Genomic DNA, 22888 nt, shown 5'->3' with positions numbered 1-22888 from the left:
ATCAGGTATCACCCTGCCCCAGCGGTCCGACGATCTCAGTGAGCGAGACGCCGAAGCGGGAATTGTCCTCTTCGACGACAACCACTTCGCCGCGGGCAACGACGCGGCCATTGACCACGACGTCGACGGGCTCGCCGACGCGGTGATCGAGCGGAACCACCGCGCCGCGGCCGAGCTTCATCAGGTTCGCGACCGGAATGGTCGCTGATCCCAGCACCACCTGCATCGTGACGGGAATGCGCAGGATGGCATCGACATTGGCGAATTTGCCGGTTTCCTCCGCCGTGCGCGCGGCGATCTCCGCCAGCCGCTCCAGCGGAGACGCATCGGTCTCTCCCGATGCCGATGCAGACTCATAGTCGAAAGATTGCGCCATTTGGTATCGCCTCTTGGTATTTCCGCTCCCGGAGCGCCGCGGCGTTCCGATCGTACGTGTCCTGCAAGTCCCGAATTCAATGCTTGTTCGCTTCGGCGCCGCTCACCGTTGCGGCCGGTTGGAGCCCGCTCCGCGCATCGAGCGCCGCGATCGCCTCGTGGGCCTGATCTATCTTCGTGCTCAGCACATTGGCGAGCCTGCCGAGATTTGCGGTGGAATCATGCGCGGCGGTGATAACGGTGTCGAAGGCGCCCGCCGTCTCGTGGACGATGGTCGAGAACTCGCCCTGGTAGCTGCGTAGCCGCGCCAGTTCGCGGTGCATCCGGGTCACCCTCATGCTGGTGAACGCCAGCGCGATCAGCAGCACGGCATCAACGAGATAGGATATCATCGACGAACTCCCGCTTCTGATCGACGGGATCGGCCACCTGCATGGCGTAATAGCCATCGAGCTGGCCGATCTGACACCAGAACAGCACCTGGTTGTTGCTCTCGAGCCGGGCCAGCGTGCGCGGCGTGGCTTCGAGCTCCAGAACCTGCCCCACCTTGAATTGCACGACGTCCTCGAGGGAAATCATCTTCTCGTCGAGCACCGCGCTCAGCGTCACTTCGGTACGGTGAACCTCGCTCTCCATCTGCTCGCGCCAGCGCGGATCGGCCGCGCGGCCGTCGCTGACGACGACGTGGGCGAGCTTCTGCCTGAGCGGATTGAGCGCGGAGTGCGGAATGATCAGGAACATCTGGCCGCCGCGATAGAGCGCCTGCACCATCATGTTCGCGCAGATCGACATATTGCTGGCGCGCCCAATCGCGAGCGACGCCATCGCCGTCTCGACTCGCTCGACACGGAAGGTGACATTGGAGGTGCCGGCGAAGGCGCCCTGCAGCGCCTTGGCGAACCGCTCAAACAGTGCCTGGACCAGCCGGATCTCGATGTTCGAGAAGGTGCGTTCGACGTCGAGCGGCGGTTCGGCGCCGTCGGAGCCGAACATCGCCTCGACCATCGTGAACACGAAGTCGCGATCCAGCATGATGATGACGCGCGAGTCCCACTGCTCGGCATAGAGCACGGCGGCAACCGCGTTGCCCTCGTAATCCTTGATGATGTCGCCGAGCGGGTCGTTGGTGATGCCGTTGACGGAGAAGTAGCACGGCGTTCCCGCCATCGGCTGCAGGCTGTCGGTGCACGATGCCGCCATGCGATCGAAGATCACATTGAGCATCGGCATGCGCTCGATCGATATGCCGGCGGCGTCCAGCAGGTAGTTCGGCAGCTGCTTCCGCTGATCGACGTCGAGGTCTTCCGTCATCATGCGCGGGCAGCCTTCGGTTCAGCCTCGGTCGCGACGGCCTTGGGACCCGCGATCGTCTCGTTCTCGACCACGTCGATCGACGGCCGTTCGCCGCTCGCGATCATCTTGCGACCGTGCTCGACGGCGATCTGCGGCATGGCGCCGTTCATGAACGCCAGCAGCGTCTGCTTGACGATGATGTAGGGCCGGCAGCGCTTCTCTCGCGTCATCTTGATCTTGATCGCGAAGGGCGAGAGGACGCCGTAGGACAGGAAGATGCCGGCGAAGGTGCCGACGAGCGCCGCGCCGATGAAGCCGCCAAGGAGCTTCGGCGACTGGTCGAGCGCGCCCATGGCCTTGATGACGCCGAGCACGGCGGCGACGATACCGAGCGCCGGCAGCGCCTCGGACACGACCACCATCGAATTGTAGGGCGCCAGCTTGGCCTTCACGATGGTGTGGATCTCTTCGTCCATCAGAGCTTCAATCTCGTGCGTGCGCGCATTGCCCATGATGATGAGGCGGACATAGTCGCAGATGAACTGCAGCAACGGCGGGTCCCCGAGGACGCTCGGGAACGCCTTGAAGATCTCGGAGGACGCGGGATCGTCGATATGCGCCTCGACCTCGTTGCGGCCTTTGCCCCGGAGCTCCCGCATCAGGGCATGGAGCGCCCCGAGCAGATCGAGGTAATAGCGCTCACTTGGCACCGCTCCGGTGATGGCCTGCATGCAGGCCACGCCGGTATCAACGACCGTTTTCCACGGATTGGCGACGATGAAGGTGCCGATCGCGGTGCCCAGGATGATCACGAATTCCCACGGCTGCATGAGCACGGCCAGATGCCCGCCCATGGCGGCAAATCCGCCGAGCAGTGCCGCTACCGTGATGAAAATCCCCACGAAACTGAGCAACGCGCCACTCCATCGCCGATCCCATCGGGAATATCTAGTCGGCGACGCTTGCGCGAGGCTGGTTTCGTGGTCGCCAGCCCCGCGCAAGCAATTCGCGGCAGCTTGAGACGAAGTCGCAACGGCGGCCAGAGGGGCGCGTGCCATGCTATCCACGATCGCGGACTACACCAGACTGACCAAGGACATGGGCAAATCGCTGACGCAGGTCGCGGCCCAGCCGGACGTCAGCCGCGACACCGATTATTTTCTCAGCCATATCGGCAATGTGAAGACGATCGACGACTTCCTGAAGGACTATCGCCTCTACTCCTACGCGATGAAGGCCTTTGGTCTCAGCGACATGACCTATGCCAAGGCGTTCATGCGCAAGGTGCTGACCGAGGGTGTCTCCGACTCCAAGAGCTTCGCCAACAAGCTGACCGACACCCGCTACCGGCAATTCGCCGCCGCCTTCAATTTCGCCGCCCTCGGCGACAAAGCGACCCAGACCGCTGCCGCCACGACCGGTACGGCGACCCAATACGTCACGCAGACGATGGAGGAGAAGGCCGGCGACCAGAACGAGGGTCTGCGGCTGGCGCTCTATTTCACCCGCAAGGCCTCCACCATCAGCACCTCCTACCAGATCCTCGCCGACAAGGCGATGACGCAGGTGGTCCAGACCGCGCTCGGCCTGCCGTCGACCATCAGCGCGGCAGACATCGACGCCCAGGCCAAGTTGATCACGAGCAAGATCGACCTCACCGATTTCCAGGACCCGGCCAAGGTCACCAAGTTCGTGCAGCGCTTCGCCGCGATGTGGGATGCGACCCAGGCCCAGAACGACATCAACAATGGCAACTCGACCAACTCCGCGCTGGTCCTGATCGGCGGCGCGTCGTCGATGGCCGGCCTGGATACCGACATGCTCACGAAGCTTCAGTCCATCCGGTTCGGAAAGTAAGTCATGCAATCGGCCCTCTATGTGGGATTGTCGGCGCAGGTCGCCCTCGAAAAGCGCCTCCAGACGATCGCCAACAACGTCGCCAACGTCAACACGGCGGCATTCCGCACCGACGTCGTGAAGTTCGAGACCGTGCTGTCGAAGGCCGGCGCGAACCCGGTCGCCTTCTCCTCGCCCGGCGACAACATCATCTCGCGCGAGATGGGCAGCATCACCGAGAGCGGCAACCCGCTCGACGTCGCCGTGGTCGGACAGGGCTGGATCGCCTTCGCCGGCCCGAACGGCACGGTCTATACGCGCGACGGCCGCCTCCAGCTCGCCCCCAACGGCGACCTTCAGACCGTGTCCGGCTTCCCCGTGATCGATGCCGGCGGCGCGCAGATCACGCTCGACCCGAACGGCGGACCGATCGCGATCGCCCGCAGCGGCGCGATCACCCAGGACAACAACGAGATCGGCTCCATCGGCCTGTTCAACATTCCCGCCGATGCCAATCTCGAGCGCTACGGCAATTCCGGCGTCACGCCGGACCGGCCCGCGACCGCCATCGCCGATTTCTCCCGCGACGGCTTCAAGCAGGGCTATGTCGAGGGCTCCAGCGCCAATCCGATGATGGAATTGACCAAGCTGATCGCGGCTTCGCGCGCCTTCGACGGCACCAATTCGATGATCGAGGGCACCGAGAGCTCGCTCCAGAATGCAATCCGGACGCTGGGCGAGCCGGGCAAATAGACTGCGCTGCATGCGCATTGAGGGTGGACGGTTTCCTTGAACGCTCTTCGGCAACTCGAGTGGGCGCTGCTGGAGCTTCAGCAGAGCACTCCCCTGGCCAGCGTCAGCGGCGCGATCTCCGAGATCGCTCCGACGCATTTCCGCGTCTCCGGCCTGTCGCGCTTCGTCAGGCTTGGTGAACTGATCGGCGTCAACTCCGGCGGCAAGCCCCAGATCGGCGAGGTGGTGCGGATCGACAGCGAGGGCATCATCGCCAAGCCGTTCGACCGGCAGTTCGCCGGCGGCCTCGGCTCGGTCGCCTACCGAATGCCGCCACTGTCCTTCGCGCCCGATCCGAGCTGGAAGGGCCGCGTCATCAACGCGCTCGGCGCGCCGCTCGACGGACAAGGTCCCCTCACCCCGGGATCGCGCACCGTCTCGGCGGAAGCCGAGGCGCCGGCGGCCATGAAGCGGGCGCGCGTCCACAAGCCGCTGCACACCGGCGTGCGCGTCATCGACCTGTTCGCGCCGATCTGCGCCGGCCAGCGCGTCGGCATCTTTGCCGGCTCCGGCGTCGGCAAGTCGACGCTGCTGGCGATGCTGGCCCGCAGCCAGGGCTTTGACACCGTCGTGCTGGCGCTCGTCGGCGAACGCGGCCGCGAGGTGCGCGAATTCATCGAGGACGTGCTCGGCGCCAACCGCAGCCGCGCCATCACCATCGTATCGACGGGAGATGAAAGCCCGATGATGCGGCGGCTGGCGCCGAAGACCGCCATGGCGGTCGCCGAATATTTCCGCGACCGGGGCGAATCGGTCCTGCTGGTGGTCGATTCGATCACCCGTTTTGCCCATGCCGCCCGCGAGGTCGCCCTCGCCGCCGGAGAGCCTGCGGTCGCCCGCGGTTACGCACCGACGGTCTTCACCGACCTGCCCCGCCTGCTGGAGCGCGCCGGCCCCGGCGAGGAGGGATCCGGGACGATTACAGGCATTTTCTCCGTGCTGGTCGACGGTGACGATCACAACGAGCCGATCGCCGACACCATCCGCAGCACCCTCGACGGCCACATCGTGCTCTCCAGGCACATCGCCGACCAGGCGCGCTATCCCGCCGTCGACGTTCTGGCCTCGGTCTCCCGCCTCGCCCACAACGTCTGGGACCCCGAGGAGCGCGAATTGGTGAGCAAGCTGCGCACCATGATCGCCAAATACGAGGACACGCGCGATCTTCGCCTGATGGGCGGATATCAGACGGGGCGTGATTCGGGTCTCGACCAGGCCGTCGACATGGTCCCGAAGATCTACAGCGCCATGCGGCAGGACGCCTCGGCAGGGCCGAGCGCCGATCCATTCCGCGAGCTGCGAGACATGCTCAAGGGCGACTAGCCGGGCGCGGCCGGCGCGCCCGTCGTCGTCGACCTGCTCATTATCGCGACAGTCGATCACGCATACCGCTGCGCCTCCGGCGCATGCGCACCCGTCGCCGACTGGCGCTTTCCGTCGCGCGCTAGCATCGGCCGTTCGGTGGAGATCGCGCCGCCGAGGCGAAAGCGATCCGGCGAACCCGTCTCGCTGTCATTATCACAACAACCGCTGCGTGCAATCCCTACGAGTTCCATTGCCGATTCTGTGACGGATCGCGCAAGTTGTGGATGACGCACCGCTGCGCGTCACCGTCATGCACAAGCTTCCATCAATTTGCATCAACGGCGGACAGCAACAGGCGTGCAATCAAACCGTCGCACATTTGCGTGCAAGTAGCTTGTTACACTGCGTATTACGATCACCATCATGTGTCCTGACGAACGAGATTGTCTTGAACGTTACAATCGCTTCGAGCGACAGCCAGTCTTCGGGAGCGTCTCTACTTGATTTTGTTGAGAAGCTCATTCATCGTTTCGATGGAATACAAGAAACGTCTGCGTGTGACTTGAACTTCAGGGGCTACGGTTGAACAATACCGATCCATCGTCCGGCTGTGACGGCAACTCGGGCTTTCGTTCGACGACGCCACGATTGGCACACCATCATCGACACAGCTTCTCGCGCCGTATCTCGCAGGGTCCATCTGTCGAGTTCGGCGGCAGAACAGTCCGTGCTTTCGCGCGAGAGCCAGGCTCTGCGCATGTGTCGGATGTTGTGGTTGGTACGGCTTCTCGCGAAGGACTGGTGCGCAACGACGGAAGGCGGCTCCGGGGCGCCGCAGACGTGATATCCGGGGCAAGGTAGGAATTTATGCCGTTGGCACGCGAGGCCGTCGAGCTGCTGGTTCAGGCGGCCAGAGCCTGGTATTTCGAAGGCAATCAGCACGGGTTGCGCGACCGGGAATGGATGGCGCTGCGCTTTCTTCACCGCGCCAACAGGTTCTCGCGCACGCCGTCCGCGCTGGCCGGCTTCATCGGCGCGACCCGGGCCACGGCATCGCAGATCGTGAAGACGCTGGAAGCCAAGTCCTTCCTGGTGCGAAAGCCGTCGCACGAGGACAAGCGGTCCGTCGTGCTGCACGTCACCGCGCAAGGCGAGAAATGCCTGAGCCAGCACGACCCGATCAATCACGTGGTGAACGCGGTCACGTCTCTCGGCACCGACGAATGCGTCAGGCTGCGCGACTCGCTGCGCGAGATCCTCAATCATCTCGACGCGGCCCATCAGCGGCTCGATGCCAGCATCTGCCGCGACTGCATGTTTCTCGCCGAACGCAGTCCCGGCACGGGCAAGGGACGCGCGAGCGCCGAATTCATGTGCCGGCTGTACCGCGCCCCGATTTCCCTCGAGGAGACCGAGCTCCTCTGCACCAGCTTCGAGCGCACCCGCGACCGCCCGAAGATCGAGGGGCATCTCGACCGCGCGCGCATGGCGAGCCAGGGATGAGGCGGGAGTTCGCGACGTGATGGAACGCGCAAGTTTCGGGCGGATGCGATCGCCGGCGCTTGCGTAAAGTTTCTCAGCGGTATCGTTCTTTGAAACACGCTCGTTTCCTCCGGTCTCCCGGATGCGCTGACCAAGCACGGGGGCATAGTGGCGCACGCTCCCTCCACGTCGTTGCGAGCGCAGCAAAGCAATGACGAAGTATGAGACATCGGCGTCGTCCTCCAAGTCCCCCTGTCATTCCCCGCGACCCGGCTACGCCAAGGCTTCGCCGGGGCTGAGGTCCAGGGCCGCCGAAGCTTTAGCGTAGGCGGCAAGCGGGGGAATCCAGTACGCCGCGGCCTCTCGGCTCAATCACAGCCGTCTCTGGAATACTGGATCGCCCGGTCAAGCCGGGCGACGACAGCGAGTGCCTGGTCGCAGACACGTCTTCGCATCCTCGCGGCGCATCTCGCCCGAGCTTTGCTTCGTCGTTCGACCCTCGAAGCCAAGAGGGCGCAGGGAAGGCCGGGTGCGGACCTCGCACCCGCGGTCCGCTGCGCGAAAGGTAGCGCAAGGAAACCGCACAGCAGCATACAGGTGGTGCCAATCACTCGGCCTTCCCTGCGCAGTGGTTGGACGGCTTATGCCGTGCTCTCCCGGGAGCCGAATTCCTTCTGGCCTCCCTCACGCCTGCGAAAGTCGCCGACGCCGCGCCGGTTGACGCGACTGCCGCATCCGCAAACACTTGACCGTAGCAACGACGGTCGGGACCACACGGTTTTGCCGTACGCACGGCCCGCCATTTCGCCGCAGTTTTTCCAGTGACGGAGCCGGAAACTTACAGACGAGACGAACCTGACAGCACCGCTCATCCGGCACGAAGTCTTGGGCTCACGGAGAGCAATCCGCCCTGCCCTTGACCTCTCGCGCCCGACGCTGCCGCGTCCACCGCAACCCGGCTCGCGACAGTGACGACACAAGATCGCCCCTCTTGGTGAGCCGGGATAGGCGACATATACGATATTTCCGAATTTCGGCAAAGTGGAATATTTTCGCCCGCGCGGCTTGACGCCCTCTCGGGTGTTTTGCCCGTCGGGCAACGAGAGCCCCGTCGCCCGGATGGAGCCAACGGGTCGACGCGAAGCGCCGCCCGATGACAGGCTCCGCGCAATCCGGGAAAGGCGTGGGCGCCGGACGAGCGGTCCCGGATCGGGCTGCGCTCCATCCGGGCGACCGATCACCCGCGCCCGCCCGGCAGTCCGCCTTCCGCCTTGTATGCATTATCCCAGTTGCCATCCCCGCGGACTTCGCTTTACATGCCGGCAACTCGCCCGCGGATGACGGCCGGGGCTCAAAAATCACACACATTTTCAAAGGGACGGAATATGGCGCGTAACATCCTGATTCTCGGGGCTTCCTACGGTTCCCTGCTGGGCACGAAGCTGCTGATGGCGGGCCATAACGTGTCCCTGGTCTGCCGCGCCAAGACCGCTGAGCTGATCAACCGTGACGGTACCGAGGTGCGCATCAAGCTGCGCGACGAGGCGGTGCACCGGGCGATCTTCTCGCGCGACCTGCCCGGCAAGCTCGACGCGGTGACGCCGGGCAATGTCGACCTCTCGCGCTACGACATGGTCGGCCTGGCAATGCAGGAGCCGCAATACACCAACCACACGGTCCGCGTTCTCATGGTCAAGATCGCCGCGGCGAAGCTGCCGTGCCTGTCGATCATGAACATGCCGCCGCTGCCCTACCTGAAGCGGATCCCGTCGCTTGCCGACATGGATCTCGAGGAGGCCTACACCAATGCGCAGGTGTGGGAGCGCTTCGAGCCCGGCCTGGTGACGCTGTGCTCGCCCGACCCGCAGGCCTTCCGTCCGCCGGAAGAAGCCGCCAACGTGCTTCATGTCGGCCTGCCGACGAATTTCAAGGCATCGGCCTTCGCCGACGAGAAGCACAACAAGGTGCTGCGCGAGCTCGAAGCCGACATCGACGCGGTGACGCTCGACGGTCACGACGTGCCGGTGAAGCTGAAAGTGTTCGACTCGCTGTTCGTGCCGCTGGCGAAATGGTCGATGCTGCTGACCGGCAACTATCGCTGCATCACGCCGCACGAGCCGCAGTCGATCCGCGACGCCGTGCACGGCGATCTCAAGCGATCGCAGACGATCTACGACCATGTCGACGCGATCGCCCGCCGTCTCGGCGCCGATCCGCAGGACCAGGTGCCGTTCGCGAAATACGCCAAGGCCGCCGAAAGCCTGCTCAAGCCGTCATCGGCCGCGCGCGCGGTCGCGAGCGGCGCGCCCTTCATCGAGCGCGTCGACCTGCTGGTGAAGCTGATCTCGCATCAGCTCGGCGCCCCCAATGCCGAGATCGACCGCACGGTCGAGACCGTGGACCTGAAGCTGAACGAGAAGATCGTGCAGGGCGGATCTGGCGCGCAGTAGCAGCGTGCCGGCGCTGCCGTCATAGGTCGCGCCGGCCTGCACTGATCGAATTGTCGATGCAGATCGGATCGCCCCTGAGCATGGGCTTACAATTTGGCCCAATACGGGCGATCCTGCTCAGCAGTCCGTTTGCGTAAATCCCGCATACATGCGACTGCTAGCCGTCACGCGGGCGCCGATTTCCGCAGGTTCCGGGGCAGCGCGATGGCCGGATCGAAGGGCTGAAGAACAAGTAGAAGACGATGGATCAGACGGCGTTGCAGGTCGCTCGCGCGGTGGAGGCCGGCGCGACGACGATGAAGGGGATCGTTGACGCGACCGGATTGTCCCGCCTCAAGGTCGAGCGCGCGCTGAGCACGCTGGAGAAGCAAAAGCTCCTGGTCCGCGACGGCCAGGGTTTTCGCGCGACCGGCCTGCCGAAAACGGCGCCGCTGACCCGGCAGTGCGGATCGTGCAACGCCTGCTGCGATATCCTTGAAGTGGCCGCCGTCGACAAGCCGGTGAACCAGCTGTGCAGACACTGGCAGACGGGAACCGGGTGCACCATCTACGACCGCCGCCCGCAGATGTGCCGGTCGTTCGTCTGCGCCTGGCTGCAAGGTCATCTCGATGATGCGTGGTTTCCGGCGACGTCCGGCATCATCGTGCATTTCAGCCAGGACGCGGTCAACGTGACGGTCGACGACCACTGCCCCGATCGCTGGCGCGAGGAGCCTTATTTCAGCAAGCTCGTCGAATGGTCGCTGAACGGGATCAGGCGGATCGGTAACCGCGGCTACGCGACCCTCGTGGTCTCCGGCGAGAACCGGTTCCTGCTGCTCGGACGCACCATCGTTCCCGAGCCGACGCTGTTCGGAACGGCGTTCCTGCCGCTCACCACCGACACCTTCCGGTTCTGGCGCGCGACATCGCCCGAGCATCTGCAGCGGCTGCACGAGCGCATCGCCGAGATCGAGCGTATCCGGCAGGAATTCGGCTCCTGTGCGATCCCCGAGAACGAGGACGACGATCCGCAGGCGCCCTATCGGGCCGCACTTTTACGGCAATCGAATCACGCCTGAACTCCGCCGTGGGCAACACCGCATGATTCGCACGGTGCCGCTCGACGCGCCCCGGCCGGGTTGATAAGCCCCTGTCCGCGAATGATGGGGACTTGAGTCGGGGCATGACAGTTGCGATCGAGATGGGGCAGACCACGGCAGGCGCCGCGGCCGCCATGGACCTCGAGGAACTGCTGGCGACCCGGCTCCTGGTGCAGGGCAATTCGGGCTCCGGCAAGTCGCATCTGTTGCGGCGGCTGCTCGAACAGAGCGCGCCCTGGGTGCAGCAGGCCATCATCGACCCCGAAGGCGACTTCGTCACGCTGGCCGAGCAATTCGGCCATCTGGTGATCGAGGCCGAGGATCACACCGAGCGCGGCCTTCAGGTCGCGGGCGAGCGCGCGCGGCTGCATCGCGTCTCCACCGTGCTCAATCTCGAAGGGCTGGACGCCGAGAACCAGATGCGGCGTGCCGCGGCGTTCCTCGGCGGCCTGTTCGACGTCGATCGCGATCATTGGTACCCGATGCTGGTGGTGGTCGACGAGGCGCAGCTGTTCGCGCCGGCAGTCGCAGGCGAGGTCTCGGACGAGGCGCGCAAGCTCTCTCTCGGCGCGATGACCAATCTGATGTGCCGCGGCCGCAAACGTGGCCTCGCCGGCATCATCGCGACCCAGCGCCTGGCAAAACTCGCCAAGAACGTCGCGGCGGAAGCCTCCAATTTCCTGATGGGCCGGACCTTCCTCGACATCGACATGGCGCGCGCCGCCGACCTGCTCGGCATGGAGCGGCGGCAGGCTGAATCCTTTCGCGATCTCGAGCGCGGACAGTTCATGGCGCTCGGCCCGGCGTTGTCGCGACGCCCCCTGCGTTTGCATATCGGCCCGACCGACACCCACGCGCGCAATTCCACGCCGCGGCTGATGCCGATGCCGGAAGCCGCGCTCGAGGATATGCGCGCCGTGATCCTGGCCGCACCGCCGCCCGATGCCAGCCGCCCGCAGCGCCGGCCCGCGCCCGATCTGCTCGAGCAGCTCCGCGCCGCGAAGGCGGCCGCGCCGGAGATCCGGCCTGAGGTGGCCGAGGTGCCGATCAGCGCCGAGGAGCTCGCCGAGCGGCGCGAGCGCGTCGATCGTACGCTTCGCGCCGTGCTTGCCGAGCCCGATGCCGGCTTCCGCGCCGTCGGCGTGCTCTATCAGGAGTTCGTGGTTCGCTGCCGCATCGAGGGCCTCGGCTCCGCGGTGCCTGATCTGAACGAATTCCGCCGCATGCTGACACGCGCACGCGCCGGGCTCGGCGCCGAGCATGCCGAGGACGACGTCTGGCAGGACGTGTCGCTGCGCGCCTCGATCCTGCCCGACGACATGCAGGGCGTGTTCATGATGATCGCACGCGCGGCGAAGGAAGGCTGGCCCTGCCCCGGCGATGCCGCGATCGCGCGCGCCTACGGCTCGCATTCGCTGCGCCGCGCCCAGCGCCTGCTCGGCTACATGGAGGAGCAGGGCCTGATCGTCTGCCAGCTCGACGGCGGCGGCCGCCGGATAGTGACGCTGGTGGAGCTGGCCTGGGCCACCGCGCCGGGCGATCCCAACGGCGACGATTTGCCGGCGGAGCCGGTTCCGAGCGCGGCCTCGGCTTGAGATCGCCTAGAACGTCCCGGCGACAGTCAGGCGAAAGGTCAGCGGCTCGACCGGGTGCAGCACGTAATCCATCACGCCATTCTGGCAGACCGCCGTCGGCGCGACGCCGCCGGTGCAGAGATTGTACAGCGTGTCGGTCTTGAGCAGCGAGCCATAGGCATAAGTGATCTGGTTCGCCTGCGTGTTGAAGAGATTGAGCACGTCGAGCTGGATGCGCCAGCCATTGTCGATGCGATAGCCGAGGCGGCTGTTGAAGATGCTGGTCGCGGACGAGCGGAACGCATTGTCTTCCGTCAGCGGGCTCGACGCCAGATAGCGCCAGCGCAAAGCCCCAAACCAGCCGGTCTTCTCGCCGAGCGTGATGCCGGCCGATGCCACCATCGCCGGCGCGTTCGGAATGTAGTTGCCGGGCGCGTTGCCGATTTGCGCCTCGGGATAGCCCGCGAGCGAGGCGTAGACCTCCGCCTGCTCGCCGTCAGTGCCGCGGAAGCGCGCATGCGTCATGGCGAGATCGGCATCGATGTCGATCCACGAGCGCGGGCGGTAATGATTGGTCCACTCGAAGCCGTAGCGGCGGCCGGCGCGGGTCGCCGAGGTATCGCCGGCATCGCCGGAGAACAGGATCTCGGAATCCTGGTCGAGGATGAAGAGGCTGAACGAGGTGTCGAGGCCGGGAACGATCTTGCTGCGGACGCCAACCTCCGCGCCCTTTGTGCGGACCAGCAGCGGCGACGGCGTCAGTCGCGTGGCGGGATCGCTCGGATCTTCCGTCGCGGTCGCGCCGCGCGCGTCGTTCGAGTGCATGCCGGTGCCGGCGCCGAGGAAGAATTCGGTCTGGTTGAACGGGCCGAGCACCATGCGGAATTTCGGGCTGCCGAGCGCGGCGTCAGTGCGGCCGGAATTGTTGGCATTGAACAGCGAGGTGACGTCGGCCGCATAGTAATCGCCGCGCAGGCCGACAGTGGTCCTCAGCCAATCGGTCCAGCGTACGGTGTTCTCGGCATAGACGCCGACGCCGCCCTCGCCGACCTTGTCGCTCCGAATGTTGGAGAGGAAGCCGCGCTGGAACGTGTTGCTCAGCGCCAGATCGATCGAATCATAGCGCGATTGCAGGCCAATCGTGGTCTGCATCGGCAGTCCGGCGAACGACCCGTTCAGCGTGCGCGAGATGTTGGCGCCCGCCATCAGGCGGTCGTCGTGCTGGTGGAACTGGTCGCCGAGCACGGGATCGCTGAGGAAATAGGTGAAGTTGTTGAAGAGGTCGAGCTGGCTCTTCACGACATAAGCGTTGGCCTTCCACGACCCCACATCGTCGCTCTGCGCGATGCGGCCCGAGAGCGCAAAGCGGTTGGTGTTGCCGCCGTCGCTCGGATCTTCCGAGCCGAACCGGTCGAGAAAGCCGCTGGTGATCGCGCGTTGCGGCACCTGGTCGGTCGAATTCCATTTGTTCGCGCAAGCCATGCCGGTGACGGAGACGCCATCGGTCGCGGTGCCCTGGCTGTAGCGGACGAGACCGTTGAGCTTGCGCACATTGTCCGGATTGTCCCAGGGGCCGTTGTAGGTGCCGAGCTCGCCCGCGACGAGCAGCGAACCGTCGCCGACTTTCGCTGAGTCCATGCCGAGAAGACGACGATAGCCAAAGCTGCCGGCGGTCACCTGCGCGAGGCCCTTTTCGGTACGGTCGATCAGGCCGATGCGCACGCTGCCGACAGAGGCGAAATCGCTCTCGTCGGCGAAGTACGGCCCCTTGCGCACATCCATCGCGCTGATGGTTTCCGGGATCAGCCAGTTGAGATCGGCATAGCCCTGGCCATGCGCGTGGGTCCGCATGTTGACGGGGACGTCATCGACATAGATGGCGAGATCGGTGCCGTGGTCGAGATTGTAGCCGCGCAGAAAATACTGGTTGGCTTTGCCTTCACCAGAATGCTGGGTCACGATCAACCCCGGCACGACTTCGAGCGCCTCACCCGGCCGCGCGAAAGGGCGCGCGTTGATCTCATCGCCGGAGACGGTGATCTCGCTCGCCATGCCAGGCGGGCCTTTTGCGCCGGAGGCGACGCTGCGGGCGTCCGAGACCGGAGCCTGCGTCGGCTGAGCCACGTGACCGCGATTGGCCGGGACCGGCTTGCTGGCTCGCCGCGATGCCGCCAGTCTCTTGTGAGGCTTCGTCTCGCCGCCGGAGACCTCGATCGGCGGCAGTTCGCGCGAGGCGCCACCGCTCTGCGCGAAGGCGCTGCCGTCATCCGCGAGAAGCATGATGGCAGAAAATGCCGTCAACGCTCCGCAACGACGGCCAGACTCAGGCCGCCTCGGTCGCATCGGCGCCCCGAAGTACATTCGCGCGGGACGCGGCGCCCGCAAACATGCGGCGATAGAGCACGACAGAAACGAGCCAGGCGATCGCAAACAGCGCGATCACGGCGAAGCCGACATTGGCGAGCGACTCGTTGAGGCCGTCGACCAGCGTCCACACCCCGCCGGTTAGACCAAGCCGGTCGGCGATCAGGCCGAGCGCCTCGATGCCGCCGATCAACAGCGCCACCGCGACGGAGGCGCCGGTGATGGTGAGGTTGTACCAGAGCTTTCGCAGGGGATCGACGAAGGCCCAGCGATAGGCGCTGACCATCAGCGCCGAATCGGCGGTGTCGACCAGCGCCATGCCCGACGCGAACAGCGCGGGAAAGACCATGACATCGGCGAGCGAAGCGCCGCGCGCGGCTTCGGTCGCGGAGATGCTGAGCAGGCCGATCTCGGTCGCGGTGTCGAAGCCGAGCCCGAACAGGAAGCCGAGCGGGAGCATGTGCCAGGGCTTTGTCACCAGGCGGAACATCGGGCCGAGCAGGCGCGCCAGGAATCCACGGCTCGCCAGCAGCGCATCGAGCTGCGCGGCGTCGTGGACGCCCTGCGCGCGCGCGATGCGAAACGTCCGCCACAGGCCGACGAAGATGGCGAGATTGATGGCCGCGATCACGAGCAAGAACAGCGCCGACACCGATGTGCCGATGACGCCGCCGATATCCCTGAGCAGGCTGTCGCCGCCGAGGCTCACCACGCCGAGTGCCAGCAGCATGGTCGCGACCACGACCACGGTGGAATGGCCGAGGGCGAAATAGAGGCCGACGCTGCGCGGCGCACCGCCCGCATGCATCAGCTTGCGCACGACATTGTCGATGGCGGCGATGTGGTCGGCATCGACGGCATGGCGGAGGCCAAACACCCAGGCCAGCAGCGCGGTCGCCATCACCGTCGGCCGGTCACCGAACGCCGCGAAGGCCCAGGCCCATGCGGCGACGTTGGCGGCGATGAGCCCGCCGAACAGCAACACGGTGGCGGGCTCCACAGCCCGTAGGGACCATTTCGTCACGACAATCATTCCGTTCGCACGCCCCTTCGCGGCAACGGTATGATCTTTTCATAGAATGATCACACTAACCAATGCAATTCCAGGGGGCCGCTTTGCAGGAATGCTTGTAACCATCCTTCGAGACGCCCGCTGCGCGGGCTCCTCAGGATGAGGCCTGGATTCGCGGCCACGTTGCGAGCAGACCCTCATGGGGAGGAGCCCGCGCAGCGGGCGTCCGGACGATGCTCTGCATCGCCGGGCGAACCATCAGGCCGAGGTCAAGCTACGCGGCCTCGGAACCACCAAGATAGGCATCGCGGATGCGGGGGTCGTCCTTCAGAGCTCGCGCCGGGCCTGAGAGCACGATTTTGCCGGTCTGGAGCACATAGGCCTCGTGCGCGATCTCGAGCGCGAGGCTGGCGTTCTGCTCGACCATGAAGACCGACACGCCTTCCTGGTTGATGGTGCGGATCAACTCCAGCACGCGGTCGACATAGAGCGGCGACAGGCCCATGGTCGGCTCGTCCATCACGATCATCCGGGGACGGCTCATCAGCGCGCGCGCCATCGCGACCATCTGCTGCTCGCCGCCTGAGAGCGAGCCCGCGCGCTGCGACAGCCGCTGGCCAAGTTTCGGGAACAGCGTCAGCATCTTGTCGAGATCCTGCGCCACCGCATCGCGGTCGTTGCGCACGAAGGCCCCCATCAGGATGTTTTCGCGCACGCTCATGTCCGCGAACAACCGCCGCGCCTCGGGAACAGAGGCGATACCACGGCGAACGATCTGCGGCGTGGTCAGCCCGAGCAGCGAGGCGCCGTCGAAGGTCACGTCACCCGAGCGCGGTTTCACCAGGCCCAAAATGATCTTCATCGTGGTCGACTTGCCGCTGGCATTGCCGCCGAGCAGGCAGACGATATGGCCGCGGCCGACCGTGATCGACAGGTCGAAATGCACCTGCGCCTGGCCGTAGAAGGTGTTGACGTTCGAGAGCGCCAGCAGCGGCTCGGATGCGCCAGTCGTCATACCACGCTCTCCCGCTCCGGCGTCTCCAACAGGCCGTGGCCGAGGTAGGCCTCGATCACCTTGGGATCGCCACGCACCACTTCACCCGGCCCTTCCGCTATCTTCTTGCCCTCGTCCATGACGATGACGCGGTCGGAGAGGCGCATCACCATCTCCAGCTTGTGCTCGATCAGGAGGATGGTCAGCCCCTCGGCCTTCAGCTCGGCGACGAGGCCCTGCATCTCCGTGGTTTCGGTCGGGTTCATGCCGGCGGTCGGCTCGTCGAGCAGCAACAGGCGCGGCTTCAGCGCAAGCGCGCGCGCGATCTCGACGCGGCGGCGGTTGGCATAGGACAGGCTGTAGGCGGGCTGGTCGATCCGCGGCAGCAGCCGTTCGCCGAAGCGCGCAAGAATGGCCTTCACCTCCTCGCGCAGCCGTTCCTCTTCGTCCCTGACGCTGGCCGGACGCAACAGCGCCAGCCCCAACTCCAGCAGCGGGCCGATCACCGGCACCGCAGGCTTCACCGCGCGCAGCCGCGTGTGCGCGCCGATCAGGACGTTGTCCATGACGCTGAGATTGCCGAAGACGCGACCGAGCTGGAACGTGCGCGCGATGCCTCCGGCCGCGAGCCGTTCGGGCGAGAGACCCGTGATGTCCTGCCCTTCGAAGTGGACATGGCCGGCATCGGGCCGATCGAGCCCGGTCACGAGATTGAACAGCGTCGTCTTGCCGGCACCGTTCGGGCCGATGATGCTGATGAGCTCGCCTTTGGCGAGATCGAGATCGACGGCATCCACCGCGGTCAGGCCACCGAAGCGGCGCGTCAGCCCGCGCAGGGACAGCATGGGCGTGTGCTGCTCCGCCATCATATCGTCCCCAACAGGCCCTGCGGCCTGAACCGCACGAGCAGCAGCAGCACGATGCCGTAGATCAGGATGCGATACTCCGCCGCGATCCGGAACACCTCCGGCAGGCCGACCAGCGCGACCGCTCCGACGATGGCGCCGACCACGTTGCCGAGACCGCCCAGGATCACGACCGTCAGCGCCAGGATGGATTGCTGCGTGTTGAAGGTCTCGTGGTTGATGTAGGAATAGAGATGGGCGGCGATGCCGCCGCTGACGCCGGCGGCAAAGCCGCCGAAGATGAAGGCCAGCGACTTGTAGCGGTTCAGGCTGAGGCCATAGGCGCGCGCGGCGATGTCGTCGTCGCGGATGGCGCGAAAGCTACGGCCGAGATGCGAGCCGAGCAGCCGCCCCTGCAGCAGCGCCAGCACGACCATCACGACAAAGCTGAACCAGTAGATCGACGTCGGGCTGACCAGATCGTAGCCGAACAGCGACAGCGGCGGAATGCCGGAGATGCCGATCGGACCGCGCGTGACGCTCTCCCAGTTCAAAATCACCAGCGACACGATCTCGCCGATGGCGAGCGTCGCGATCGACACGTAATGGCCGCGCAGACGGAACGACGGCGAGATCAATGCCGTGCCGAGCGCGGCACTCATCAGGCCGCCGGCGATGATGGCGAGGCCGACCGGGACGGAGAAATTCAGAGACAGCAGCGCGGAGGTGTAGGCGCCGATCGCGAGCAGCGCGGCATGTCCGAGCGAGACCTGCCCCACCGTGCCCGCAACCAGCGTCAGGCTGAGCGCGAGCATGCCGAGCAGCCAGGCGTTGATCAGGGTCTGGAGCACGTAGAAGGACACCGGGAAGAACGGCAGGATCGCGAACACGCCGGCGGCGACCAGCAGCGCCCAACGCGGAATCCGCACCGGGCGGCTCGGCGCGATGAAGGTGCCGGTGAGCGGCTCGGGTGGCGCCTGCCGCGCGCTGGCGAACAGGCCGTTCGGGCGCAGCACGAGCACGATGACCAGCAGCAGGAACGCGAACAGATTGCGGTAGCTGGTGCCGAACACGGCGACGCCGTAGCTCTCGACCAGCCCGAGCAACAAGCTGCCGATCACGGCGCCCGGCACGTTGCCGGCACCACCGACCACTTCCGCAACGACGCCCTTCAGCGTCGCCTGCAGGCTCATCGCGGTGTCGATCTGGTTGTAGTACATGCCGACCAGCAGGCCGGAGACGCCGCCGAGCGCAGCCGCGATGCCGAACACGGCCTGATTGACGCGGTTGACATCGACGCCCATCTGCATGGCGGCGTCGCGGTCCTGCGCGGTGGCGCGCACCGCCCAGCCGAGCTTGCTGTAGCGCAGGAACACGAACAGCAGCAGCGCGCTGGTGAGGCCGACGCCGGCGATCAGCAGATCAAGCGGTCCGATCGTGCCGCCACCGACCTGGAAGCGCACGTCAGGCAGCTGGCTCGGCAGCGCGCGCGGATTGGGCGAGAAGGTCAGCATCACCAGCTGATCGAGCACGAAGCTGATGCCGATGGTCGCGAGCAACGGCGCGATGCGCACGGAATTCTGGAGCGGACGCAGGCCGAACCGTTCGATGATCAGTCCGACGATCGCGGCCGCCACCGCCACCACGATGATGGTGAGCGGCAGCGGCGTATGCAGCTGCACCACCGCGACCCAGCCGATATAGGCGCCGACGAGATAGATCGAGCCCTGGGCAAAGTTGATCAGCCGGCTAACGCCGAAGATCAGCGCAAGCCCGACCGCAACGAGCGCGTAAACATTGCCGACGATCAGCCCGTTGATCGTGTAGTCGAGCCAGGAAGACACGCTGATATCACCGCGTAGAGAGGAAAGCGGCCGGAGCCCCCGCTCCGGCCATCAAGTCAGGTCGGCTTGCCGTCCCAGAGCGCGAACTGGCCCTTGCGCACGACGAGCTCGGCGTTCATGGCGCCCTTGACGCGGCGGGTCGCGACGTCGAACGTCGCGGCGCCGAAGATGACGCTCGGCACGTCCTTGACCTTGCTGAAGGCGTCACGGACCGCCTTGCGGTCGGTGCCGCCGATCTTCACCACGGCAGCCGCCATGTTCATCGCATCATAGGCGTAAGCGTTGAACGCGTCGGGCTCGAGCCCATTGTACTTCTTTTTGAAGCCCACGATGAACTTCTGCACCTCGGGCCGCGGGTCTTCCGGGAAGTAGCGCGTGCCGACATGGACCTCCTCGACGGCCTCGCCGCCGAGCTCGAGGAACTTCGGCGAGTAGACCGAGCTTGCCGCGCAGATCACCTGCTTGAGCCCGACCTGGCGCGCCTGACGCGCGATCAGTGCACCGTCGGAGTAGTAGGAGATCAGGATCAAGCCATCTGGGTTGGCGTCGCGGACGCGCACCAGGGTAGAGCGGAAGTCGCGCTCCTCGGCAATATAGCCCTCGGTGACCGCGATCTCCGCGCCATATTCCTTGGCAGCATTGACGAAATAGTCGCGGCTGGTGCGGCCCCAATCGGTGTTGAGGTGCAGCACCGCGAGCTTCTTGAGGCCGAGGCGCTTCACCGCATAGGACGCCAACAGCGGCTGCTCGTCGGCCTGGCTGACCGAGGTGCTCCACATGAAGTCGCCACCCTTGGTGAAGTCAGGGTGCGAATTGGTGAAGCCGAACTGCACCAGGCCCGCGCGCTGATAGATCGGCGAAGCCGCCATCGAGGCGGGGCTGGAGAAGTCGCCGAGCTCCAGGACGACGCGGGGATCGGAGACGAATTTCTGCGCGATCGCCACCGACTGGCGCGGATCGCTCTGGCTGTCCTCGAACTGATAGGCGAGCTTGCGGCCGTTGATGCCGCCGGCCGCCTGGATCTCGTCGAGCGCGAGATCGAAGCCCTGCTTCCACTGCGTGCCATATTGCGCGTTCGGCCCGGTCAGGGGACCGCTGACACCGAGCAGGATCGGTTCAGACGATTGCGCGAAGGCGCCGCGCGAGAAGGCTGCTCCCGCCATCATGGCGGCGAGCGAGCCCTTGACCAGGGTACGACGATCGATGTTGCTCATGCACGGCTCCATCCAGTGTTGAAACAAGCAGCAATTCTTGTGCCGGTGAGATTGCCTATTTCGAGGGCTCACCGAGCGACAGCATCAGCCGGTTCGCCCAGTTGAAGAACGAGGCGCCGTTGATGACGTCGACGATCTCGGCATCGTCGAGGCCGGCGCGGCGCAGCTCCGCGATATTCTCAGGTCCGAAGGCAATCGGCGTCGCGGCCAGCGCGACCGAGGCCTTGACCACCGCATTCCAGCGCTCGCCGAGGTCGGCCTTGACGCCTTCGTCGAGCAGACGCTGCACGTCGTCGCGGCGCTTGGAATAGGTGCTGGCGAAGCGCGCATGCACCGAAGCGCAGTAGATGCAGCCGTTGTAGCGCGAGGTCGCGGCCGCCGCGAGCTCACGCTCGGCGCGCGGCAGGCCATCGGCGACGTTGTAGAAGATGTCCTTGTCGGTCTTGGTGCGGGCTTCGAGCACCTCGGGATCACGCACGAGAAGGCGGAAGTATTCGGACTTGGCACGGGAGCGATCGACCAGGCCCGCGAAATGCCGCTCGGTCAATTCGGCCTCGGGCAGCGGGTCGATCCACGAGACCCAGCCGAGCTCGTCCTGGGTGAAGACGACGGGCGGATTGACGTTGTTTGCAGCGCTCATGATGCAGTCTCCTTACGCGCCGGCCGCAGCGCTTGCGGTGCCCAACGAGGCGCCGAGCACGCGCAGGCCCGTGACGACGCGCACCTGGAACGACAGGAACGCGACGAGCTGAGAGAAGGTGACGATGCCGGTGTCGGACCAGCCGGCGGCCAGCAGCGCCTTCATATCGGCGGACGCGGCATCGCGCGGGCGGAACACCAGCAGATGCGCATGCTCCAGCGCCGCGGCGAGCTTGGCGCCAAGGACGGACCTGCCCTCCGCGCTCACGCGATAGATCAGGCCGGCCGAGTTCTCGACTGACAGCGGTCCGGCCGGATACGCACCGTACGGGCCTGACGTCTCGCCGCGAGCAACTTCGACCTCGATCGCCTCGGCCAGGCGCGCACCATCGGCGGTCGCCGCGAGCTTCGCCCGGTAGAAGGCGGCCACATTGGGCTCGCGGTGAAGGCCGATCACGAAGAGCGCGACTGCGGCGCGCTCCACAAGCGAAAAATTGCCGGCGTCGATCGGCTCGAACAGCGAGAGATAGCTCTTCTGCGCGTTCTCGCGCGCTTGCAGGCGGCGTGCGCGAATGCCATCCAGAGCCGTGCCCGGTTCGATCCCGGCAAGCGTGTCGATGATATCTTTCGTAGCCATCATTCAGCCTCGTGCAACGCGATCATGTTCGTTCCGATCAGCCCGCCAGAGCCACGTCAGCCGCCGTCCGGGTCCAGCCCAACGCCGGCGCGACCTTCTCCGCGACAAGCTCGATCGAGCGCAGGGTATGAGGATGCGGCGCGTCCACCGAATGCGCCTGGAAGACGAGGTCGGTCACCCGCTCCAGCGTGGCGTCGGCGCGGAGCGAGGCGATGACGTCGTCGGCCGCGCCGACATGGGTGTCGAATGCGGTGATCATCTCCTCCAGCGTCTCGCCCGGCCTGGCGTGACCACCCTTGAGGAACTGCGGCAGCGCGCGACGCAGCCCGATGTCGGCAAGGCGCATCGCTTCAGTCCGGTCGTCGGCGACGAAGACGCTGCGCGAGGCCATGATCCGGGGCTCGCATCCCGGCGGTAGCGCTTCGAGATAGGCATCGATGACCGGATTCTGGATCTCGGCAAGCGTGGCCTTCGGCGCCTCCTTGGTCCGGGGTTGGGTGCGCGACAGCAGCAAGCCATCGCCGGCCTTGCCCGCGCGCGCACCACCGGCAACCGAGAACGTCGCCTGCCAGATCCGCTTGTCCAGCTGGGGCCGCTGCGGATACAGCGTATCGCCGCCAGTGAGCGGCTTGCCGACCAGGGCGGTGCGGACCACGTCAAGATTGCGGGCAAAGATCTCGTTGCGCTGGGCACTGTCGAGGCCGAAGGCGGCAAAGGCCGACGGATTGCCGCCGGTGCCGACGCCGAGCTCGAAGCGGCCGTCGCAGAGCAGATCGAGCACCGCGGCGTCTTCCGCCACCCGCACCGCGTTCTCCAGCGGCAGCGTGACGATGCCGGTGCCGAGACGGATGCGCGAGGTTTGCGCCGCGACGTAGCCGAGGAAAGTGAAGGGCGACGGCAGGCCGCCCTCGCGTTCGTGAAAATGATGCTGCGCGATCCACGCGGAATCGAGGCCCGCTTTCTCTGCGCGCACGATCTGCTCGGCGGCAAAGCGGTAGCGCTCCGCGGGCGGGGCTTCATCGAGGAGGCGCGTGAAGAACCCCAGTCGTTTCAGGTTTGCAAAGCGTTTCATACGACCCCTGTCGGGCGAGGATGGGCCCCGATGATGTCGGTTGCCGCAGCTCCAGACAAGCGGGCATTGCGCAAGGCT

At 65.7% G+C, this 22888-nt stretch carries 20 protein-coding genes; 7 read left to right on the top strand and 13 right to left on the bottom strand.

What is annotated here, in order from left to right; genetic code table 11:
* Window position 1: 1 nt before the first annotated feature.
* From fliN to motA, 4 genes are all read right to left on the bottom strand, one after another.
* Window positions 2-376, bottom strand: coding sequence for a flagellar motor switch protein FliN (fliN, locus tag ABIB95_RS11300; protein WP_063981297.1), 375 nt, complete (start codon window positions 374-376; stop codon window positions 2-4).
* 76 nt (window positions 377-452) lie between these two features.
* Complete coding sequence (locus ABIB95_RS11295; protein WP_028160773.1) at window positions 453-767, bottom strand: hypothetical protein; 315 nt, start codon at window positions 765-767, stop codon at window positions 453-455.
* Window positions 748-1689 carry a flagellar motor switch protein FliM gene (locus ABIB95_RS11290; RefSeq protein ID WP_028153460.1) on the bottom strand — a complete coding sequence of 314 codons (942 nt, stop codon included), beginning with the start codon at window positions 1687-1689 and terminating at the stop codon, window positions 748-750. Before ABIB95_RS11290 ends, ABIB95_RS11295 begins: the two co-directional genes overlap by 20 nt.
* On the bottom strand, window positions 1686-2582 hold the full coding sequence (gene motA, locus ABIB95_RS11285; protein WP_063981295.1) for a flagellar motor stator protein MotA: 897 nt from the start codon (window positions 2580-2582) through the stop codon (window positions 1686-1688). The genes ABIB95_RS11290 and motA overlap by 4 nt, the downstream gene beginning before the upstream one ends.
* Before the next feature lie 142 nt (window positions 2583-2724).
* Here motA and ABIB95_RS11280 point away from each other — a divergent pair, with 142 nt between their 5' ends.
* From ABIB95_RS11280 to ABIB95_RS11250, 7 genes are all read left to right on the top strand, one after another.
* The gene (locus ABIB95_RS11280) at window positions 2725-3525 is read left to right on the top strand and encodes a DUF1217 domain-containing protein (RefSeq protein ID WP_071909951.1); all 801 of its coding nucleotides are present in this window, start codon (window positions 2725-2727) and stop codon (window positions 3523-3525) included.
* 3 nt (window positions 3526-3528) lie between these two features.
* Complete coding sequence (gene flgF / locus ABIB95_RS11275) at window positions 3529-4257, top strand: flagellar basal-body rod protein FlgF (RefSeq protein ID WP_071909949.1); 729 nt, start codon at window positions 3529-3531, stop codon at window positions 4255-4257.
* 36 nt (window positions 4258-4293) lie between these two features.
* The gene (fliI, locus tag ABIB95_RS11270) at window positions 4294-5619 is read left to right on the top strand and encodes a flagellar protein export ATPase FliI (protein WP_063981292.1); all 1326 of its coding nucleotides are present in this window, start codon (window positions 4294-4296) and stop codon (window positions 5617-5619) included.
* An 849-nt stretch (window positions 5620-6468) separates the two neighbouring features.
* Complete coding sequence (locus tag ABIB95_RS11265; protein ID WP_354239340.1) at window positions 6469-7104, top strand: MarR family winged helix-turn-helix transcriptional regulator; 636 nt, start codon at window positions 6469-6471, stop codon at window positions 7102-7104.
* Window positions 7105-8468: 1364 nt separating this feature from the next.
* Window positions 8469-9533 carry a ketopantoate reductase family protein gene (locus ABIB95_RS11260; protein WP_354239338.1) on the top strand — a complete coding sequence of 355 codons (1065 nt, stop codon included), beginning with the start codon at window positions 8469-8471 and terminating at the stop codon, window positions 9531-9533.
* Between the two features lie 242 nt (window positions 9534-9775).
* Window positions 9776-10594: a YkgJ family cysteine cluster protein gene (locus ABIB95_RS11255; protein WP_354239336.1), complete on the top strand. Its 819-nt coding sequence runs from the start codon at window positions 9776-9778 to the stop codon at window positions 10592-10594.
* A gap of 104 nt (window positions 10595-10698) precedes the next feature.
* Complete coding sequence (locus tag ABIB95_RS11250) at window positions 10699-12210, top strand: helicase HerA domain-containing protein (RefSeq protein WP_135215615.1); 1512 nt, start codon at window positions 10699-10701, stop codon at window positions 12208-12210.
* Between the two features lie 6 nt (window positions 12211-12216).
* Here ABIB95_RS11250 and ABIB95_RS11245 read toward each other — a convergent pair whose 3' ends face one another.
* The 9 genes from ABIB95_RS11245 to ABIB95_RS11205 form a co-directional block, all read right to left on the bottom strand.
* Complete coding sequence (locus tag ABIB95_RS11245; protein WP_354239334.1) at window positions 12217-14532, bottom strand: TonB-dependent receptor; 2316 nt, start codon at window positions 14530-14532, stop codon at window positions 12217-12219.
* Window positions 14513-15586: a HoxN/HupN/NixA family nickel/cobalt transporter gene (locus tag ABIB95_RS11240; protein WP_354239332.1), complete on the bottom strand. Its 1074-nt coding sequence runs from the start codon at window positions 15584-15586 to the stop codon at window positions 14513-14515. Before ABIB95_RS11240 ends, ABIB95_RS11245 begins: the two co-directional genes overlap by 20 nt.
* Before the next feature lie 253 nt (window positions 15587-15839).
* The gene (locus ABIB95_RS11235; protein WP_063981254.1) at window positions 15840-16580 is read right to left on the bottom strand and encodes an ABC transporter ATP-binding protein; all 741 of its coding nucleotides are present in this window, start codon (window positions 16578-16580) and stop codon (window positions 15840-15842) included.
* A complete protein-coding gene (locus tag ABIB95_RS11230) occupies window positions 16577-17425 on the bottom strand; it encodes an ABC transporter ATP-binding protein (protein ID WP_354239330.1) in 849 nt (282 codons plus the stop codon). The genes ABIB95_RS11235 and ABIB95_RS11230 overlap by 4 nt, the downstream gene beginning before the upstream one ends.
* Window positions 17425-19248, bottom strand: a complete 1824-nt coding sequence (locus tag ABIB95_RS11225) for an ABC transporter permease (RefSeq protein WP_354239328.1) — start codon at window positions 19246-19248, stop codon at window positions 17425-17427. The genes ABIB95_RS11230 and ABIB95_RS11225 overlap by 1 nt, the downstream gene beginning before the upstream one ends.
* 56 nt (window positions 19249-19304) lie before the next feature.
* Window positions 19305-20462 carry an ABC transporter substrate-binding protein gene (locus ABIB95_RS11220; protein WP_354239326.1) on the bottom strand — a complete coding sequence of 386 codons (1158 nt, stop codon included), beginning with the start codon at window positions 20460-20462 and terminating at the stop codon, window positions 19305-19307.
* Window positions 20463-20517: 55 nt separating this feature from the next.
* A complete protein-coding gene (locus ABIB95_RS11215) occupies window positions 20518-21102 on the bottom strand; it encodes an alkylhydroperoxidase domain protein (protein WP_014492615.1) in 585 nt (194 codons plus the stop codon).
* Window positions 21103-21114: 12 nt separating this feature from the next.
* Entirely contained in the window at window positions 21115-21738 is a 624-nt protein-coding gene (locus ABIB95_RS11210) for a CMD domain protein (RefSeq protein ID WP_354239324.1), read from the bottom strand.
* Between the two features lie 37 nt (window positions 21739-21775).
* Complete coding sequence (locus ABIB95_RS11205) at window positions 21776-22810, bottom strand: putative FMN-dependent luciferase-like monooxygenase (RefSeq protein ID WP_354239322.1); 1035 nt, start codon at window positions 22808-22810, stop codon at window positions 21776-21778.
* Window positions 22811-22888: the final 78 nt, after the last annotated feature.

It is taken from the genome of Bradyrhizobium sp. LA2.1 (assembly GCF_040547725.1).
GTDB classification, from domain to species: Bacteria; Pseudomonadota; Alphaproteobacteria; order Rhizobiales; family Xanthobacteraceae; genus Bradyrhizobium; species Bradyrhizobium barranii.
The sequence above is the reverse complement of the archived record's forward strand: the minus strand, read 5'-3'. Positions and strand labels throughout refer to the sequence as shown.

What these genes read in the sequence shown, in the direction of transcription:
- fliN (WP_063981297.1), bottom strand. Translation starts at nt 376, where the DNA reads ATGGCGCAATCTTTCGACTATGAGTCTGCATCGGCATCGGGAGAGACC.
- ABIB95_RS11295 (WP_028160773.1), bottom strand. Translation starts at nt 767, where the DNA reads ATGATATCCTATCTCGTTGATGCCGTGCTGCTGATCGCGCTGGCGTTC.
- ABIB95_RS11290 (WP_028153460.1), bottom strand. Translation starts at nt 1,689, where the DNA reads ATGATGACGGAAGACCTCGACGTCGATCAGCGGAAGCAGCTGCCGAAC.
- ABIB95_RS11280 (WP_071909951.1), top strand. Translation starts at nt 2,725, where the DNA reads ATGCTATCCACGATCGCGGACTACACCAGACTGACCAAGGACATGGGC.
- flgF (WP_071909949.1), top strand. Translation starts at nt 3,529, where the DNA reads ATGCAATCGGCCCTCTATGTGGGATTGTCGGCGCAGGTCGCCCTCGAA.
- ABIB95_RS11265 (WP_354239340.1), top strand. Translation starts at nt 6,469, where the DNA reads ATGCCGTTGGCACGCGAGGCCGTCGAGCTGCTGGTTCAGGCGGCCAGA.
- ABIB95_RS11260 (WP_354239338.1), top strand. Translation starts at nt 8,469, where the DNA reads ATGGCGCGTAACATCCTGATTCTCGGGGCTTCCTACGGTTCCCTGCTG.
- ABIB95_RS11255 (WP_354239336.1), top strand. Translation starts at nt 9,776, where the DNA reads ATGGATCAGACGGCGTTGCAGGTCGCTCGCGCGGTGGAGGCCGGCGCG.
- ABIB95_RS11250 (WP_135215615.1), top strand. Translation starts at nt 10,699, where the DNA reads ATGACAGTTGCGATCGAGATGGGGCAGACCACGGCAGGCGCCGCGGCC.
- ABIB95_RS11245 (WP_354239334.1), bottom strand. Translation starts at nt 14,532, where the DNA reads ATGCGACCGAGGCGGCCTGAGTCTGGCCGTCGTTGCGGAGCGTTGACG.
- ABIB95_RS11240 (WP_354239332.1), bottom strand. Translation starts at nt 15,586, where the DNA reads ATGATTGTCGTGACGAAATGGTCCCTACGGGCTGTGGAGCCCGCCACC.
- ABIB95_RS11235 (WP_063981254.1), bottom strand. Translation starts at nt 16,580, where the DNA reads ATGACGACTGGCGCATCCGAGCCGCTGCTGGCGCTCTCGAACGTCAAC.
- ABIB95_RS11230 (WP_354239330.1), bottom strand. Translation starts at nt 17,425, where the DNA reads ATGGCGGAGCAGCACACGCCCATGCTGTCCCTGCGCGGGCTGACGCGC.
- ABIB95_RS11220 (WP_354239326.1), bottom strand. Translation starts at nt 20,462, where the DNA reads ATGAGCAACATCGATCGTCGTACCCTGGTCAAGGGCTCGCTCGCCGCC.
- ABIB95_RS11215 (WP_014492615.1), bottom strand. Translation starts at nt 21,102, where the DNA reads ATGAGCGCTGCAAACAACGTCAATCCGCCCGTCGTCTTCACCCAGGAC.
- ABIB95_RS11210 (WP_354239324.1), bottom strand. Translation starts at nt 21,738, where the DNA reads ATGGCTACGAAAGATATCATCGACACGCTTGCCGGGATCGAACCGGGC.
- ABIB95_RS11205 (WP_354239322.1), bottom strand. Translation starts at nt 22,810, where the DNA reads ATGAAACGCTTTGCAAACCTGAAACGACTGGGGTTCTTCACGCGCCTC.